This window comes from Cellulomonas rhizosphaerae (assembly GCF_003470205.1).
Lineage (GTDB): Bacteria > Actinomycetota > Actinomycetes > Actinomycetales > Cellulomonadaceae > Cellulomonas > Cellulomonas rhizosphaerae.
In genome coordinates this window covers 1-15,542 of the sequence record NZ_QWKP01000197.1, presented here as the reverse complement: position 1 = coordinate 15,542, position 15,542 = coordinate 1, and the positions used below count along the sequence as shown (strand labels likewise).

Below are 15,542 nucleotides of genomic sequence, written 5' to 3'. Positions count from 1 at the left end.
CGTCAGGCGGCCCACGGGCCGAGCACGAGCGTCCACTCCCGGACGTCGACAGCGGTGATGAGGCCCTCGCGGGCGAACGGATCGGCCGCGAGGGCCTCGTCGAGCGCGGCCCGGTCGGGGAACGCGAAGACGAGGAGCGCGCCGGGGTCGCCGTCGGCCCAGGGGCCGGACCCGAGCAGGTGTCCCTGGTCGGCGAGGCCGCTCAGGTAGTCGCGGTGCGAGGGGCGCACGACGTCGCGGACGTCGGCTCGCTCGTCGTAGGTGTAGCGCACGGCATAGGTGGTCATGCGGGCATCCTGCCCCAGTCCGGTGGCACAGTGGCGGGGTGACCACCATCTCGGCCCTGCCCCTGCTCGACGGCACGTCGATCCCGGCCCTCGGTCTCGGCGTCTACAAGGTCGACGACACGACCGCGCGGAACTCCGTCACGACGGCTCTCGAGGCCGGCTACCGCCTCGTCGACACGGCGTCGTTCTACCGCAACGAGCGCGGGGTCGGCCGCGCCCTCAAGGACAGCGGCGTTCTTCGCGACGACGTGTACGTGACGACCAAGCTCTGGAACGACGCGCACGGCCGCGGCAAGACCCGGCGCGCGTTCAAGGACTCGGTCAAGCGGCTCAACACCGCGCCCGACCTGTACCTCATCCACTGGCCGTGCCCCGCGCGCGGTCTGTACGCCGAGACCTGGCGGGCGCTGGTCGAGCTGCGCGACGACGGGCGCGTGCGGTCCATCGGCGTCTCGAACTTCCAGCGCCACCACCTCGAGACGATCATCGAGGACTCGGGCGAGGTACCCGTGCTCAACCAGATCGAGCTGCACCCCTACCTGCAGCAGCGCGAGCTGCGGGCGTTCCACGCCGAGCACAGGATCGTCACGCAGGCGTGGTCGCCGCTGGGACGGGGCGCGGTGCTGGCCGACGAGACGATCGTCGCCATCGCCGCCGCGCACCGCGTCAGCCCCGCGCAGGTCATCCTGCGCTGGCACCTCGACCTCGGCGTCGCGGTGATCCCCAAGTCCGTCACGCCCGACCGCATCCGCGCGAACCTCGACGTGAACGGCTTCGCCCTGACCCCCGACGACCACGACCGGATCGCCGCGCTCGACCGCGGCGCGCGGGTCGGCTCCCACCCGGACGAGGTGAAGTGACATGCCGCGCACCCTGCGGACCCTGCTGACCGACGACCTGCTCGCGCGCATCCACGAGCGCGCCGCGGACCACGACCGGGACAACACCTTTCCCGACGACGACCTGCGCGAGCTGGCCGAGGCCGGCTACCTGCGGGCGTTCGTGCCGACCGACCTCGGCGGCGCCGGGCTGACCCTCGAGGAGGTCGCCCGGGAGCAGGCCCGCCTCGCCGCGGCGGCCCCGGCCACCGCGCTGGCGGTCAACATGCACCTGGTCGTCACCGGTCTGTCCGCGCTGCTCGCCGGGCGGGGCGACGACTCGACGGCCTTCATCCTGCGTGACGCCGCCGCGGGCGAGGTGTTCGCGTTCGGCAACTCCGAGGCCGGCAACGACCTGGTGATGTTCGGCTCCCGCACCCGTGCGGAGCGGCAGGCGGACGGGGGCTACCGGTTCTTCGGGACGAAGATCTTCACCTCGCTGTCCCCGGTGTGGACCCGGCTCGCGACGTTCGGCCTCGACGCGGACCACCCCGATGGGCCCCGGCTCGTCCACGCGGTCGTCGGGCGTGGTGGCACCAGCACCAAGGACGACTGGGACACCCTCGGCATGCGCGCCACGCAATCGGCGACGACGGTCCTGGACGGTGCCGAAGCCCGCCCGGAGCACGTCTACCGCGCCCTGCCGCCCGGCCCGAGCGCCGACCCGCTGATCTTCGCGCTGTTCGCCGTCTTCGAGGTGCTGCTCGCCGCCGTCTACACGGGCATCGGCCGGCGCGCGCTCGAGCTGGGCGCGCAGGCCACGCGCCGACGCACGTCGTTCAAGTTCGACGGCCGCGCGTACTCCCAGGACCCCGACATCCGCTGGAAGGTCGCCGACGCTGCCCTCGCGCAGGACGGCGCCGAGCTCCAGGTCTTCGCGCTCGCGCGCGACGTCGACGAGCAGGCCGACCACGGCGCGCGGTGGTTCGCGCAGCTCGTCGGGCTCAAGGTCCGGGCCACCGAGTCCGCGCGCGTGGTCGTCGACCTCGCGCTGCGCGTCTCCGGGGGCGGCGCGTACTTCACCGGCAGCGAGCTCACGCGCCTGTACCGCGACGTCCTGGCCGGGATGTACCACCCATCCGACGACGAGTCCGCGCACGGCACGGTCGCGACCTCGATCCTGGGTCCGCTCGACGCATGAGCGACCTCGTCCCCGTCTACAGCATCGCCAAGCTCTTCACGGCGGTCGCCGTCCTCGCCGACCCGGTCATCGACCTGGACGACGCGATCGGGACGCACGCCCGCGTCCCGGACGCCCTCGGCCACCTGCGGGTCGGCGACCTGCTGCGCCACCGGTCGGGCCTGGGCGACTACTTCGGCTGGAACGACTACCGCGAGGCCGTCGCCGGCCGCGAGCCCGCATGGCCCGACGACCTCGTTCTCGAGCGCGCCGCCGCGCAGGGTGTCGCCGAGCCCGGCGGCTTCCAGTACTCGAACATCGGCTACCTCATGCTGCGCCACGCGCTCGAGCAGCGGCACGGCGTGCGCCTCACCGAGCTGCTCGTCGACAGGGTGCTCGGCCCGCTCGGTGTCACGTCGGTGCACCCGCTCGACCGCACCGACGACTGGGCCGGCGTGCGCGGCTCGGCCGTGCCGGACGTCGCGGCCTATGACCCGCGCTGGGTGTATCCCGGCACCTTCGCCGCCGATCCCGACGAGATCGCGGCGGCCGTCGCGGCCCTGCTCGGCGGCGCGCTCGGCGCAGCGATCCCCGACGTCCTGCGCCGCTCGTCGCTCCGCCTCGAGGCGCCCGGGCACCCGTTCGCGGAGCCGGGGTACGGGTTTGGCGTCATGACCGACGGAGTGCCGCCGACCGTGCTCGGGCACGGTGGCGGCGGGCCGGGGTTCACGCTGTTCGTGCTGGCCCGGGCCGACGGGAGCTCCGCGCACCTCGAGGTGGTCGCGGACGAGGTCGACGACCGGCCGCTGGTGGCGGCGTGCCTTCAGTCGCTGGGCGGCTGACGCGTCAGTCGAACCGCGGTCCCTCCCGCACGTCCTGGCCGAGGACCGTGTCGAAGTGCTCGTGCAGCGCATCGATGTGATTCGCCGCGACGCCGTACTCCGCCTGGGAGGCGGCCTCCTGCGCGCGCACGACCAGAGCGTTCGGTACGACGACCCGGCACTGCCTGCCGTCGTCGCGTTCGCTGTGCTCGACCTCGTGCTGGCACTCCCCGCACATCCCCGCGATGGACGGTGCGTCCCCGCCATCGGAGTGTTCGAGCCATGGATGTCCGCACTCGAGACATGTCTGCGCCAGGACTCGGCGAGCAGCCCTGCGTGCGCGCCGGGTCTGCAGGTCGACGCGCAGGTGCATGCCGCGACGGTAGCGGCACCGGAGGGCAGCCGGCACTACGGTCGTCGTCATGGCAGCGGATCCGGCGAGCGTGGCGCAGGCGCACGCGGTGGCCGCTGCGATGCGAGCAATGGGATACCCGGACGCCCACGTCGCTGATGACGCGGTCCGGGCGACACGGGCCCTCGTCCTGGTGTCCCCGAGCACTGCCACGGTGCAGCGATCCGACCTCCAGTGGCTCGTCGGCCAGCGGGGCTACGAGACGTTCGTGCAGCTGTTCGTCTTCGCGGCCGGCGGTTTCTCGGCGCAATCGATGCAGTACGGCCAGCACATGGACGTCGCGCTGTTCACCCTCGACCCCGCCGGTCGGGTCGCGGCGCAGTCCCCGGCGGCGCACCGCATGAGCGCGAGGCGGGCCGGGCAGACGACCGTGGTCACGCCACCGGCCGACAGGTCCCGCTGGTGGAAGCGGCGGAGCTGACGGGCGCTACGCCGTGCGGTGCAGCCGCAGCGCCGTGACCAGGCGTCGACCCGCCCGCCACGCTGCGTACGTGAGGCCGATCGACCACGTCGCCCAGCCCACCGCGCCCACGATCAGGACGACCCGGCGGTAGGTGGACAAGGGCTCCCACCCGACGGCGGCGCCGTCAGTCGTGACGACGAGGAGAGCAGCCACGACCGCCGACACGGCGATCACCGAGCAGACTGCCCGCACCGCGAACGCCCGCTGGGCGTGGTGGAGCGTGATCCGCTCGGCCCGGTCCTGGCGCGCCGCCCTCCGCCACTCGATCCGCAGCATCACGATGAGCCGGCTGAGCCCCGTGGCTCGCGGTTGCGGCGCACCTGCGTCGACGGGCCCGACCTCGAGCAGGCTCGTGGGGAGATCGAGCGCCTGGACCAGTGCCGCGAGTGGGTCGTCGGCGACAGCGAGCTCGGTCGTACGGACGGCGCTCGATCCGAGTGCTCGGAGAACGGTCTCGCCGTCATGCACGGGATCGGCCAGCGAGCGCTCCCACTGGGCATGCCATCTCACGCGGGCGACGGACGTGTACGACACGACCTCGACGGCGACCTCGGATCCCCATCGCGTGACCGTGACGAGGATGTCGTCCGGCCGCAGCGCTGACCGGAGCTCCCACTCCAGGCTGGAGGGGGACTCGGCGCGCAGCACCTGCCAGGCGTCACCAGCCCCCGCGACCCACGCCGGCCCCGTGGCGCGGACCGCGAGGTGAGTGGTGACCGGGTCGCCGCGGAAGACCAGAACGACACCGGTCGGTTCGAGCTCCTGGAGATCAGGGAGGGAGACGATCCTTCCGAGCTCGGATGCGGCGTGGATGTCGTCGAGATGATTCTCGCCGAGCCAGGTGGCGAGCCGAGGCGCGGCCTCAGGCGCATCGAACATCTCAGCCAGCAGCATGGCGAGTGATCCGTCCGCGACCTGAGCGTCCCACGGCACATGAACCTCGGGTTCGAGGTCCGAGCGGCGTACGGCGAGGCGGACCGGATCGTCGTCGTCGCCGAGGAGGATTGCCGGTCCTTTGACATCGCTCAACGAGAGTTCCCAGCGACCGGCATGCACCGCGGTCCACCCGTTGCTGTCCGTCGGGCCGACGAGGAGGTCCAGCGCCCCCTCGCGGGCCGACGCCACGACCTCGGCGTGGGGGCGGCGGACGAGGAGCATCCGGTGAACCTAGCGCCTACCAGCCCCGGGCCCGCCACTCGTCGAGCGAGGGCCGCTCCGCCCCCAGCGTCGTGTCGCGGCCGTGCCCGGGATAGATCCACGTGTCGTCGGGCAGGGGTGCGAAGAGGCGCTCGGTGACGTCCGTGATCAGCTGCTCGAACGCGGCCGAGTCACCCCGGGTCGCGCCGACGCCGCCGGGGAAGAGCGAGTCGCCCGTGAAGACGTGCGCGCGCCCCGACGGCTCGCGGTAGACGAGTGCGACTGAGCCTGGCGTGTGGCCGCGCAGGGCGATCACCTCGAGCGTCACGTGCCCGACGACGAGCGTGTCACCGTGCTGCAGGCGCGTGCTGACCGGCACGTCGGCGGAGGTACTGATCGCGTCTGCGTCGTCGGCCCCCGCCGCGACCGACGCCCCCGTGACGGCCACGACGGACCGCAGCGCGCGCAGGTGGTCGGCGTGCCGGTGCGTCGTGACCACGGTGTCGAGACGCGCCGAGCCCGAGCCCTCGCGCACGAGCTCGAGCAGCCGCTCGGGCTCGTCGGCGGCGTCGACCAGGAGCTGGGCGCCCGACTGCCGGCACGTGAGCAGGTAGGCGTTGTTGTCCATCGGGCCGACGGAGAGCTTGCGGATCTCCACCTCGTCGAGAACCCGGACGCTGCTCGGCCCACCGGCCTCGACCACGCCGTCGTACGTCATGCCTGCTCCTGTCGTGCGAGGTCGTGGCTGTGCACCGCGCGCACGAGCGCGAGGTGCGAGAGGGCCTGCGGCATGTTGCCGGCCATGCGGCCGCCCGCGGGGTCGTACTGCTCGGCGAGCAGGCCCACGTCGTTGACCAGGCCGACCAGGACGTCGAGCACCTTCTCGGCTCCGTCGGCGTCGCCCGTGCGGGCCAGGGCGTCGGCCAGCCAGAACGAGCACGCGAGGAAGGCGTGCTCGTCGCCGCCGACTCCGTCGTCGGTCTGGTCGGTCGGGTAGCGGCGCAGCAGACCGGGGGCGATCTCGAGGTCTGCGCGGATGGCGGCGATCGTCGAGCGCAGCCGCGGGTCGTCCGGCGGGAGGAAACCGACGAAGGCCATCGCGAGGAGGGCCGCGTCGACGTGCGTCGCGCCGTACGCCTGCACGAACGTCCCGCGCTCGTCGTCCCACGCGTGCGCGAGCACGTCGGCGTGCACGGCGTCGCGCTCGCGCCGCCACTCGTCGACGGGGCCGTCGAGCCCGTGGTCCTCGACGGCGCGCACGGCGCGGTCCAGGGCCGCCCACGCCATGACCTTCGAGTGCGTGAAGTGCTGCGGGTCGCCGCGGACCTCCCAGATGCCGCGGTCGGGCTCGCGCCAGTGGCCGATGAGGTCGGTGACCAGGTGGCGCTGCAGGGACCAGGAGTCGGTCGAGTCGGGCAGGCCGGCGTCGCGCGCGGCGGCGAGCGCGCACATCACCTCGCCGAGCACGTCGTTCTGCACCTGACCCACCGCGGCGTTCCCGATGCGCACCGGCCGCGATCCGGCGTAGCCGGGCAGGTGCGGCAGCTCGCGCTCGGGCAGGTCGCGGCCGCCGTCCACGCGGTACATGATCTGCAGGTCCGCCGGGTCGCCCGCGACGGCACGGAGCAGCCAGTCGCGCCACTCCGTGGCCTCGTCGCGGTAGCCGTGCTCGAGCAGCGCCTCCAGCGTCATCGCCGCGTCGCGGAGCCAGCAGTAGCGGTAGTCCCAGTTCCGGCTGCCGCCGAACTCCTCGGGGAGCGACGTCGTCGGGGCCGCGACGATGCCGCCCGTCTCGTTGTCGGTGAGCAGGCGCAGGACGAGCAGGGAGCGGACGACGGCCTCGCGGTAGGAACCCTCGTAGTCGCTCGACCGGGCCCACAGGCCCCACGCGATGCGCGTGGCGTCCAGCCGGTCGGGCACCGTGAGCCGCTCGGGGATCGCCGACCAGGACGGGATCCACGTCAGTGCCAGCTCCACCGACTCGCCGGCCCGGAGCGTGAACTCGTCCTCGTGGTGGTGGTCGCTCGGGTGCGGAAGACGGTCGCCGCGCAGCAGCAGCGCGTCGGGCCCGGCGATCGCGCGCAGCGCCTCGTTGCCGTCGTCGTCCGTGAGGTGCGTGACCCAGGGCTCGATGTCGCCGTAGCCGAGCCGGACGGTCCACTCGTGGCAGACCGTGACCTCGCCCTCGGTGCACTCGATGCGGCGCACGAGGTCGGCGCGACCGTCGCCCAGGGGCATCGCCTCGCGCACGAGCGCGGCGCCGGTGGGGGATCGGTAGGTCGTCTCGAGCACGAACGAGTCGCCCAGGTACTCGCGGGTGACCTGCTCGGCGTCGGGGACCGTGAGGAGCCAGCGGCCGTGCTCGGGCGTGCCGAGCAGCGCGGAGAAGCAGGCCGCGGAGTCGAATCCCGGCAGGCAGAGCCAGTCCACCGAGCCGCGCAGCGAGACGAGTGCCGCGGTCCGCCCGTCGCCGAGCACGGCGTAGTCGGCGATCGGCACGGGGTCGGGGCGGGGAGTCGTCGTCGGCTCAGTCATGGTGGTCCAGCATCGCCCGACGACCGCGCCGGGGCACGCCGACGCGCTCGACGTTCGCCCACGTCGAACAGCTGTGCGAATGTCGGTGGTGGAACGTACACTCGCAGGCGTGAATGACCGTCTGGTGGTGCAGGGCGCCCGCGAGCACAATCTCCGTAACGTCGACCTCGATCTCCCGCGCGACAAGCTCATCGTGTTCACGGGGCTGTCGGGCTCGGGCAAGTCGTCGCTCGCGTTCGACACGATCTTCGCCGAGGGGCAGCGGCGGTACGTCGAGTCGCTGTCGGCGTACGCGCGCCAGTTCCTCGGGCAGATGGACAAGCCCGACGTCGACTTCATCGAGGGGCTCTCGCCCGCGGTGTCGATCGACCAGAAGTCGACCAACCGCAACCCGCGCTCGACCGTCGGCACGATCACCGAGGTCTACGACTACCTGCGTCTGCTCTACGCGCGCGCCGGGACGCAGTACTGCCCGGTCTGCGGCGAGAGGGTCACGGCCCAGACGCCGCAGCAGATCGTCGACAAGCTGCTCGAGCTGCCCGAGGGCACCAAGTACCAGGTGCTCGCGCCTGTCGTGCGCGGTCGCAAGGGCGAGTACGCGGACCTGTTCACCGAGCTGCAGGCCAAGGGCTTCTCGCGGGCGCGGGTGGACACCGAGGTCGTCCAGCTCACGTCGCCGCCCACGCTCGAGAAGAAGCTCAAGCACGACATCGAGGTGGTCGTCGACCGTCTGGTCGCCCGGGAGGGCGTGCAGCGTCGGCTGACCGACTCCGTCGAGACAGCCCTGAACCTGGCCGGCGGCCTGCTGGTCGTCGAGCTGGTCGACGCGGACATCGACGACCCCGAGCGCGAGCGCCGGTTCTCCGAGCACCGCGCGTGCCCGAACGACCACGTGCTCACGCTCGACGAGATCGAGCCGCGCACGTTCTCGTTCAACGCCCCGTACGGCGCGTGCCCCGAGTGCTCCGGTATCGGCTCGCGCCTCGAGGTGGACCCCGAGCTCGTGATCCCCGACGACGAGCTCTCGCTCGACGCCGGTGCGGTCGCGCCGTGGGCGCAGATCTCGAGCGAGTACTTCCAGCGCGTGCTGGCCGCGCTGGCGCAGGAGATGGGCTTCTCGACGAGCGTGCCGTGGCGGGCGCTGCCCCAGCGTGCCCGGGACGCGGTGCTGTTCGGCCAGAACCACGAGGTCAAGGTCCGCTACAAGAACCGGTGGGGCCGCGAGCGGCAGTACTCGACCGGGTTCGAGGGCGTCATCACCTTCCTCGAGCGGCGGCACACCGAGACCGACTCGGACTGGAGCAAGGAGAAGTACGAGGCCTTCATGCGCGAGGTCCCGTGCCCCGTGTGCGAGGGCGCGCGACTCAAGCCCGAGGTTCTCGCCGTGCGCGTCGGGGGGCGCTCGATCGCCGAGGTCTGCCAGCTCCCGATCCGCGAGGCGCGCGACTTCCTCGACACCCTGGAGCTCGGCGAGCGCGAGCGCGCGATCGCCACGCAGGTGCTCAAGGAGATCCAGGCCCGCCTCGGCTTCCTGCTCGACGTCGGCCTCGACTACCTCTCGCTGACGCGCCCGGCCGGGACGCTGTCCGGCGGCGAGGCGCAGCGCATCCGCCTGGCGACGCAGATCGGCTCCGGCCTGGTCGGCGTGCTGTACGTGCTCGACGAGCCGTCGATCGGCCTGCACCAGCGCGACAACCGCCGGCTGATCGACACCCTGACCCGCCTGCGTGACCTGGGCAACACGCTCATCGTCGTCGAGCACGACGAGGACACCATCCGCACGGCCGACTGGATCGTCGACGTCGGCCCAGGGGCCGGCGAGCACGGCGGCCGCGTCGTGCACTCGGGCGACCTGCCCGGGCTGCTCGCGTCCGCCGAGTCGGTCACCGGCGCGTACCTGTCCGGGCGGCGCTCCATCCCGATGCCGGCCGAGCGGCGGCCGATCGACAAGAAGCGCCAGCTCACGGTCGTCGGCGCGCGCGAGCACAACCTCCAGGGCATCGACGTCTCGTTCCCCTTGGGAACGCTGACCGCGGTGACGGGGGTGTCCGGCTCGGGCAAGTCGACGCTGGTCAACTCGATCCTCTACACGGTCCTCGCCAACGAGCTCAACGGCGCTCGGCAGGTCGCCGGCCGGCACAAGCGCATCACCGGCCTGGACCACCTCGACAAGGTCGTGCACGTGGACCAGGGGCCGATCGGGCGCACGCCGCGCTCGAACCCGGCCACCTACACGGGCGTCTGGGACCACGTGCGTCGCCTGTTCGCGGAGACGACCGAGGCCAAGGTCCGCGGGTACACGCCCGGCCGGTTCTCGTTCAACGTCAAGGGCGGCCGCTGCGAGGCGTGCTCCGGCGACGGCACGATCAAGATCGAGATGAACTTCCTGCCGGACGTCTACGTCCCGTGCGAGGTCTGCCACGGCGCGCGCTACAACCGCGAGACGCTCGAGGTGCACTTCAAGAACAAGACGGTGGCCGACGTGCTCGACATGCCGATCGAGGAGGCCGCGGAGTTCTTCGCCGCGGTGCCCGCGATCAGCCGTCACCTCAAGACGCTCACGGACGTCGGGCTCGGCTACGTGCGGCTCGGTCAGCCGGCGCCGACGCTGTCCGGCGGCGAGGCGCAGCGCGTCAAGCTCGCGAGCGAGCTGCAGAAGCGATCGACCGGCCGCACGATCTACGTGCTCGACGAGCCGACCACCGGCCTGCACTTCGAGGACATCCGCAAGCTGCTCGGCGTGCTGCAGTCCCTCGTCGACAAGGGCAACTCGGTCATCGTCATCGAGCACAACCTCGACGTCATCAAGAACGCCGACTGGGTCATCGACATGGGCCCCGAGGGCGGGTCGGGCGGCGGCAAGGTGATCGCCGAGGGCACACCCGAGCACCTCGCGTCGGTGAAGGCGAGCCACACCGGTCGCTTCCTGGCCGAGGTGCTCGAGCCCGAGGGCGAGCGCGCGTCGGCGTGAGCATCGTCGAGCGGTTCGACCCGGACAGCCTCGGGCCCGAGCCCGTCGATCCCGAGATCCGTGTGCTGCGCGAGGACGACCCCGAGACCGAGGTCCTGCGGGCCGCGGGGTGGAGCGTCGTGGGTGAGTCGTGGGGCGCACGGTTGCATCTGCCTCCGGACGGCGACGCGCAGGATGCCGCTCTGGGGCCCTGCCTGCAGGCGGTCGTCGAGGCGGCACGAGCAGGCTGGCGGATCGAGCAGCTCGGGCCGCAGGACGCAGCCCGCATCGCCGACCTCGACGCGGACTGCGCCGACGACTACCCGTGGACGCCCGCCACGGGTCACGACGTGCCCGACCCCGAGATCCTCGGGCGACGACTGCGTGACGGCTGGTCTGCGTTCGGTGCCTTCCGCCGCGACGGGGACCCGGACGTCGCCGACGCCCCGGGGGACGACGACTGGTACGACTCCGACCCGGACGCGCCGCTGAGCGCCGTGACGGTCGTCAGCGAGCACCCGGACCGGGTCGAGACCGAGTTCACCGCCACGCACCCCGACGCCCGCCACCAGGGACTGGCCACCGCCGTCAAGGCCGAGTCGATCCTGAGCCTGGCGGCGCAGGGCCACCGCGTGTTCGGCACCGGTGGAGCGGCCGTCAACGAGGGCTCGCTGCGCGCCAACCTGCGCCTGGGCTACGTGCTCGAGCCGCGCTGGCTCAGCTGGCGAGCCCCTGCGCCACCCGCACCGGCGACGGCTCGTGCCGGACGGGGAAGTTCACCGACCGAGCGATGAAGCAGTGCTCGTGCGCCTTGTGGTGCAGGTGCGCGAGGTCGACGTCCGTCAGCGGCTCGCCCTCGGGCCCGAGAGCGCCGTGCGCCACGGTGACACGCGGGCGCAGCACGACGTCCGTGAACTGCCCGTGCCCCGCCGCCTCGACGCGCATGGTGCCCTTGGCGCTGTCCTCGTAGCCGAGCACGGTCACGCCCGCCGTCGCGGCGACGTGCAGGAACCACAGCATGTGGCACTGCGAGAGCGCCGCGACCAGCAGCTCCTCAGGGCTGAACCGGTCCGGGTCGCCGCGGAACGACGGGTCGGACGAGCCCAGCAGGGGCGGCTTGGAGCCGATCCGCACCTCGTGGTCGCGGCTGTACGACGTGTAGGTGGCGGTGCCGCGCGAGCCGGCTCCGGTCCAGGTGAGTTCGGCGGAGTACGTGTGCAGGGGGCCCATCGCCCCACGCTAGCCGTCGGGCGGTGTCGGTGGCGCGAACTAGGCTCGTCGGCATGGCTCACCCGTCCTCGTACCGCCCTGCGCCGGGCGAGATCCCCGACGAGCCGGGCGTGTACCGCTTCCGCGACGAGCACGGCCGGGTGGTCTACGTCGGCAAGGCCAAGAGCCTGCGCCAGCGCCTGAGCAGCTACTTCCAGGACCCGGCCAACCTGCACCCCCGGACCTACACGATGGTGACCACGGCGGCCGCGGTGGAGTGGACCGTGGTGCCCACCGAGGTCGCGGCGCTGGCCCTGGAGTATTCCTGGATCAAGGAGTTCGACCCGCGGTTCAACGTCAAGTACCGCGACGACAAGTCCTACCCGTACCTCGCGGTGACGATGGCGGACCAGTTCCCGCGCGTGCAGGTCATGCGCGGTGCCAAGCGCAAGGGCACGCGCTACTTCGGCCCCTACGCGCACGCGTGGGCGATCCGCGAGACGGTCGACCTGCTGCTGCGGGTCTTCCCGGTGCGCACCTGCTCGTCGGGCGTCTTCAAGCGCGCCGCCCAGCAGGGTCGGCCGTGCCTGCTGGGGTACATCGACAAGTGCTCGGCGCCGTGCGTCGGGCGGATCTCGCCCGAGGACCACCAGGCTCTCGCGCAGGACTTCTGCGACTTCATGGCGGGCGACGCCGCCCGGTTCACCCGCCGGCTCACCGCCCGCATGAAGGAGGCGGCCGCCGAGCTCGACTACGAGCGCGCGGCGCGGCTGCGGGACGACATCGCGACGCTCGAGCGCGCGACCGAGCGCAACGCGGTGGTCCTGGCCGACGGGACGGACGCCGACATCTTCGCGCTGTCCGGCGACGAGCTCGAGGCCGCCGTGCAGGTCTTCCACGTCCGCGACGGCCGCATCCGCGGCCAGCGCGGCTGGGTCGTGGAGAAGGTCGAGGACCTCGACGACGCCGAGCTCGTCGAGCACCTGCTGCAGCAGGTCTACGGCGCGGAGGCCGACGGCGGGGGAGCCAACGTGCCGCGCGAGGTGCTGGTGCCCGTGGTGCCCCACGACGTCGAGCAGGTCCAGGACTGGCTCTCGGGGCTGCGCGGCTCACGCGTCCAGGTGCGCGTGCCCCAGCGCGGCGACAAGCGCGAGCTCGCCGCCACCGTGCTGAAGAACGCCGAGCACGCGCTCATGCTGCACCGCACGCGGCGCGCGGGTGACCTGACCACGCGGAGCCAGGCGCTGCAGGAGATCCAGGAGGCGCTCGACCTTCCCTCGGCCCCGCTGCGGATCGAGTGCTACGACGTCTCGCACAACCAGGGGACCTACCAGTCGGCGTCGATGGTCGTCTTCGAGGACGGGCTGGCCCGCAAGAGCGAGTACCGCTCGTTCATCATCCGCGGCCCGGAGGGCCAGGGCGCGCGCGACGACACGGCCGCGATGCACGAGGTCATCACGCGCCGGTTCCGCCGCTACCTGACCGACCGCGCGGAGGCGCGCGACCTCGAGCTCGGCGCGGACGACTGGACGGACGACGACGGCCGGCCCCGGTCCGGCCCGATCGACGAGCGCACGGGCAAGCCGACCCGCTTCGCGTACCCGCCCAACCTCGTCGTGGTCGACGGCGGCCCGCCGCAGGTCGCCGCGGCCGCGGCCGCGCTGGCCGAGCTCGGGATCGACGACGTCGCGCTGTGCGGGCTGGCCAAGCGGCTCGAGGAGGTCTGGGTCCCCGGCGACGACTACCCGGTGATCCTGCAGCGCAGCTCGGAGGGCCTGTACCTGCTGCAGCGCGTGCGCGACGAGGCGCACCGCTTCGCGATCAACGCGCACCGCAACCGGCGCAGCAAGGGCATGACCGCGTCCGTGCTCGACGACGTGCCCGGACTGGGTCCGGCGCGACAGGCGTCGCTGCTGCGCCACTTCGGCTCGGTCAAGCGGCTCAAGCAGGCGAGCGCCGAGGAGATCGCGACGGTGCCCGGCATGGGGGAGCGGACGGCGGCCGCAGTCGTCGCGGCACTGGCCGGCAGCCCGACCGCGGCGCCCGAGTCGCAGCCCGATGTCGATCAGGTGAACTCCTCGCACCCGCCCGACGCGTCGGCGGACGCCGCTGCCACGGCTGGCATGCTGGACACATGACTGACGAGCCGTCGCCGATCACCGTCCCGCACGGCATCCCGGCGCTGGACGCCGAGACGGAGCCGCCGCGCCTGCACCCCGCGCAGGTGCTCATCATCACCGGCATGTCCGGGGCGGGTCGGTCGCGGGCCGCCGCCGTGCTCGAGGACCTCGACTGGTACGTCGTCGACAACCTGCCCGCCCAGATGCTCACCCACCTGGTCGGCATGCTCACCACGGGCCCGCACGACACGCGCGCCCAGCGGGTCGCTGCCGTCATCGACGTGCGCGGCCGCGGCTTCTTCCGCGACCTGGCCCAGGTGCTCGGCGGGCTGCGCGAGGCCGGCCTCGAGTACGCGATCCTCTTCCTCGACGCGTCGGACGAGGTGCTCGTCCGGCGCTTCGAGCAGGTCCGCCGCCCGCACCCGCTGCAGGGCAACGGCCGGATCCTCGACGGCATCGCCGAGGAGCGCGCGGTCCTGTCGGACATTCGCGAGCAGGCCGACACCGTCATCGACACCTCCGAGCTCAACGTCCACGACCTCGCGCGTGAGGTCCGCGCAGCGGTCGCGGGCGACACCGAGGACGTCCTGCGGATCAACGTCGTCTCGTTCGGCTTCAAGTACGGCATCCCGCTCGACGCCGACCACGTGGTCGACATGCGGTTCCTCGCCAACCCGTACTGGATCACCGAGCTGCGGCACCTGACCGGGCGGGACGCACCCGTGCGCGACTACGTGCTCGGGCTGCCCGGCGCGGTGACGTTCATCGAGCGCTACGTGGACGCCCTCGAGCCCGTGCTCGCGGGGTACCTCAACGAGGAGAAGCGCTACGTGACCATCGCGGTCGGCTGCACGGGCGGCAAGCACCGTTCGGTCGCGGTCAGCGAGGCCATCGCGACGCGGCTGCGCGACGCCGGCCATCGCGTGACGGTCGCCGCGCGGGACCTCGGCAAGGAATGAGGGCCGCGCCGGTCCACGGGCGCGCGGGCGGTGGCGGTCCCGCGGTCGTCGCGCTCGGCGGGGGCCACGGCCTGTCGTCGAGCCTGTCCGCGCTGCGCCTCATGACCGACCGGATCACGGCGGTCGTCACGGTGGCCGACGACGGCGGCTCGTCGGGCCGCCTGCGTGACGAGCTCGACGTCCTGCCGCCCGGCGACCTGCGGATGGCGCTGGCCGCGCTGTGCGACGACTCCGACTGGGGCCGCACCTGGCGCGACGTGCTCCAGCACCGCTTCTCCTCGTCGGGCGACCTCGACCAGCACGCGGTGGGCAACCTGCTCATCGTGGCGCTCTGGGAGCTCCTCGGGGATCCCGTCGGGGGACTGGACTGGGTAGGCCGACTGCTGGGTGCGCGCGGCCGCGTGCTGCCGATGGCCGACGTGCCGCTGTCGATCGAGGCAGACGTGAGGCGGGCCGACGGCTCGACGGACGTGGTGCGCGGGCAGACGTCGGTCGCCCAGACGACGGACCACATCGAGCAAGTCCGGCTCGTGCCGGCGGACCCGCCCGCGTGCAGCGAGGCGGTCGCCGCCGTCGATGCCGCCGACTGGGTGGTTCTCGGACCGGGCTCCTGGTACACCTCCGTGCTGCCGCACCTGCTTGTGCCCGAGC

The 15,542-nt window shown here is 72.6% G+C and carries 15 protein-coding genes; 9 read left to right on the top strand and 6 right to left on the bottom strand.

Annotated elements, in window-relative coordinates; genetic code table 11:
- Positions 1-2: 2 nt before the first annotated feature.
- Positions 3-287: a YciI family protein gene (locus D1825_RS10535; protein ID WP_118767383.1), complete on the bottom strand. Its 285-nt coding sequence runs from the start codon at positions 285-287 to the stop codon at positions 3-5.
- A 38-nt stretch (positions 288-325) separates the two neighbouring features.
- Here D1825_RS10535 and D1825_RS10530 point away from each other — a divergent pair, with 38 nt between their 5' ends.
- Genes D1825_RS10530 through D1825_RS10520 form a run of 3 tightly spaced genes read left to right on the top strand, consistent with a single transcriptional unit; the run spans position 326 to position 3,127 of the window.
- Positions 326-1,147 (top strand): aldo/keto reductase, encoded by an 822-nt coding sequence (locus D1825_RS10530; RefSeq protein WP_118767382.1) that lies wholly within the window; start codon positions 326-328, stop codon positions 1,145-1,147.
- Position 1,148: 1 nt separating this feature from the next.
- Positions 1,149-2,306 carry an acyl-CoA dehydrogenase family protein gene (locus D1825_RS10525; protein WP_118767381.1) on the top strand — a complete coding sequence of 386 codons (1,158 nt, stop codon included), beginning with the start codon at positions 1,149-1,151 and terminating at the stop codon, positions 2,304-2,306.
- Entirely contained in the window at positions 2,303-3,127 is an 825-nt protein-coding gene (locus D1825_RS10520; protein ID WP_118767380.1) for a serine hydrolase domain-containing protein, read from the top strand. The genes D1825_RS10525 and D1825_RS10520 overlap by 4 nt, the downstream gene beginning before the upstream one ends.
- Positions 3,128-3,131: 4 nt before the next feature.
- On the opposite strand, the gene D1825_RS18735 is transcribed toward D1825_RS10520, so the two are convergent.
- Complete coding sequence (locus tag D1825_RS18735; protein WP_267897570.1) at positions 3,132-3,257, bottom strand: hypothetical protein; 126 nt, start codon at positions 3,255-3,257, stop codon at positions 3,132-3,134.
- 271 nt (positions 3,258-3,528) lie between these two features.
- Here D1825_RS18735 and D1825_RS10510 point away from each other — a divergent pair, with 271 nt between their 5' ends.
- The gene (locus D1825_RS10510; RefSeq protein WP_118767378.1) at positions 3,529-3,939 is read left to right on the top strand and encodes a hypothetical protein; all 411 of its coding nucleotides are present in this window, start codon (positions 3,529-3,531) and stop codon (positions 3,937-3,939) included.
- 6 nt (positions 3,940-3,945) lie between these two features.
- Here D1825_RS10510 and D1825_RS10505 read toward each other — a convergent pair whose 3' ends face one another.
- From D1825_RS10505 to D1825_RS10495, 3 genes are read right to left on the bottom strand one after another with little or no spacing between them, the layout of a single operon-like run.
- The gene (locus D1825_RS10505; protein WP_118767377.1) at positions 3,946-5,139 is read right to left on the bottom strand and encodes a hypothetical protein; all 1,194 of its coding nucleotides are present in this window, start codon (positions 5,137-5,139) and stop codon (positions 3,946-3,948) included.
- A gap of 16 nt (positions 5,140-5,155) precedes the next feature.
- On the bottom strand, positions 5,156-5,836 hold the full coding sequence (locus D1825_RS10500; protein ID WP_118767376.1) for an MBL fold metallo-hydrolase: 681 nt from the start codon (positions 5,834-5,836) through the stop codon (positions 5,156-5,158).
- Complete coding sequence (locus D1825_RS10495; RefSeq protein WP_118767375.1) at positions 5,833-7,653, bottom strand: glycoside hydrolase family 15 protein; 1,821 nt, start codon at positions 7,651-7,653, stop codon at positions 5,833-5,835. The genes D1825_RS10500 and D1825_RS10495 overlap by 4 nt, the downstream gene beginning before the upstream one ends.
- A gap of 109 nt (positions 7,654-7,762) precedes the next feature.
- Between D1825_RS10495 and uvrA the strand changes: the two genes are divergently transcribed.
- Positions 7,763-10,624 carry an excinuclease ABC subunit UvrA gene (uvrA, locus tag D1825_RS10490; protein ID WP_199721563.1) on the top strand — a complete coding sequence of 954 codons (2,862 nt, stop codon included), beginning with the start codon at positions 7,763-7,765 and terminating at the stop codon, positions 10,622-10,624.
- A complete protein-coding gene (locus D1825_RS10485; protein WP_118767373.1) occupies positions 10,621-11,397 on the top strand; it encodes a GNAT family N-acetyltransferase in 777 nt (258 codons plus the stop codon). Before uvrA ends, D1825_RS10485 begins: the two co-directional genes overlap by 4 nt.
- Here the strand turns inward: D1825_RS10485 and D1825_RS10480 are convergent.
- A complete protein-coding gene (locus D1825_RS10480) occupies positions 11,321-11,833 on the bottom strand; it encodes an OsmC family protein (protein WP_118767372.1) in 513 nt (170 codons plus the stop codon). The genes D1825_RS10485 and D1825_RS10480 overlap by 77 nt on opposite strands.
- Before the next feature lie 53 nt (positions 11,834-11,886).
- Here D1825_RS10480 and uvrC point away from each other — a divergent pair, with 53 nt between their 5' ends.
- From uvrC to D1825_RS10465, 3 genes are all read left to right on the top strand, one after another.
- Positions 11,887-13,950: an excinuclease ABC subunit UvrC gene (uvrC, locus tag D1825_RS10475; RefSeq protein ID WP_118767371.1), complete on the top strand. Its 2,064-nt coding sequence runs from the start codon at positions 11,887-11,889 to the stop codon at positions 13,948-13,950.
- Positions 13,947-14,891: an RNase adapter RapZ gene (gene rapZ / locus D1825_RS10470; protein ID WP_118767370.1), complete on the top strand. Its 945-nt coding sequence runs from the start codon at positions 13,947-13,949 to the stop codon at positions 14,889-14,891. The genes uvrC and rapZ overlap by 4 nt, the downstream gene beginning before the upstream one ends.
- Positions 14,888-15,542, top strand: a 655-nt coding sequence (locus D1825_RS10465) for a gluconeogenesis factor YvcK family protein (RefSeq protein ID WP_118767369.1), incomplete at its 3' end; no start/stop codon positions are given. The genes rapZ and D1825_RS10465, both read left to right, overlap by 4 nt.

Bases quoted from the DNA above. Each gene is read 5' to 3' on its own strand.
- uvrC (WP_118767371.1), top strand. From the start codon at position 11,887: ATGGCTCACCCGTCCTCGTACCGCCCTGCGCCGGGCGAGATCCCCGAC.
- D1825_RS10535 (WP_118767383.1), bottom strand. From the start codon at position 287: ATGACCACCTATGCCGTGCGCTACACCTACGACGAGCGAGCCGACGTC.
- rapZ (WP_118767370.1), top strand. From the start codon at position 13,947: ATGACTGACGAGCCGTCGCCGATCACCGTCCCGCACGGCATCCCGGCG.
- D1825_RS10480 (WP_118767372.1), bottom strand. From the start codon at position 11,833: ATGGGCCCCCTGCACACGTACTCCGCCGAACTCACCTGGACCGGAGCC.
- D1825_RS10520 (WP_118767380.1), top strand. From the start codon at position 2,303: ATGAGCGACCTCGTCCCCGTCTACAGCATCGCCAAGCTCTTCACGGCG.
- D1825_RS10495 (WP_118767375.1), bottom strand. From the start codon at position 7,653: ATGACTGAGCCGACGACGACTCCCCGCCCCGACCCCGTGCCGATCGCC.
- D1825_RS10510 (WP_118767378.1), top strand. From the start codon at position 3,529: ATGGCAGCGGATCCGGCGAGCGTGGCGCAGGCGCACGCGGTGGCCGCT.
- D1825_RS10505 (WP_118767377.1), bottom strand. From the start codon at position 5,139: ATGCTCCTCGTCCGCCGCCCCCACGCCGAGGTCGTGGCGTCGGCCCGC.
- D1825_RS10525 (WP_118767381.1), top strand. From the start codon at position 1,149: ATGCCGCGCACCCTGCGGACCCTGCTGACCGACGACCTGCTCGCGCGC.
- D1825_RS10500 (WP_118767376.1), bottom strand. From the start codon at position 5,836: ATGACGTACGACGGCGTGGTCGAGGCCGGTGGGCCGAGCAGCGTCCGG.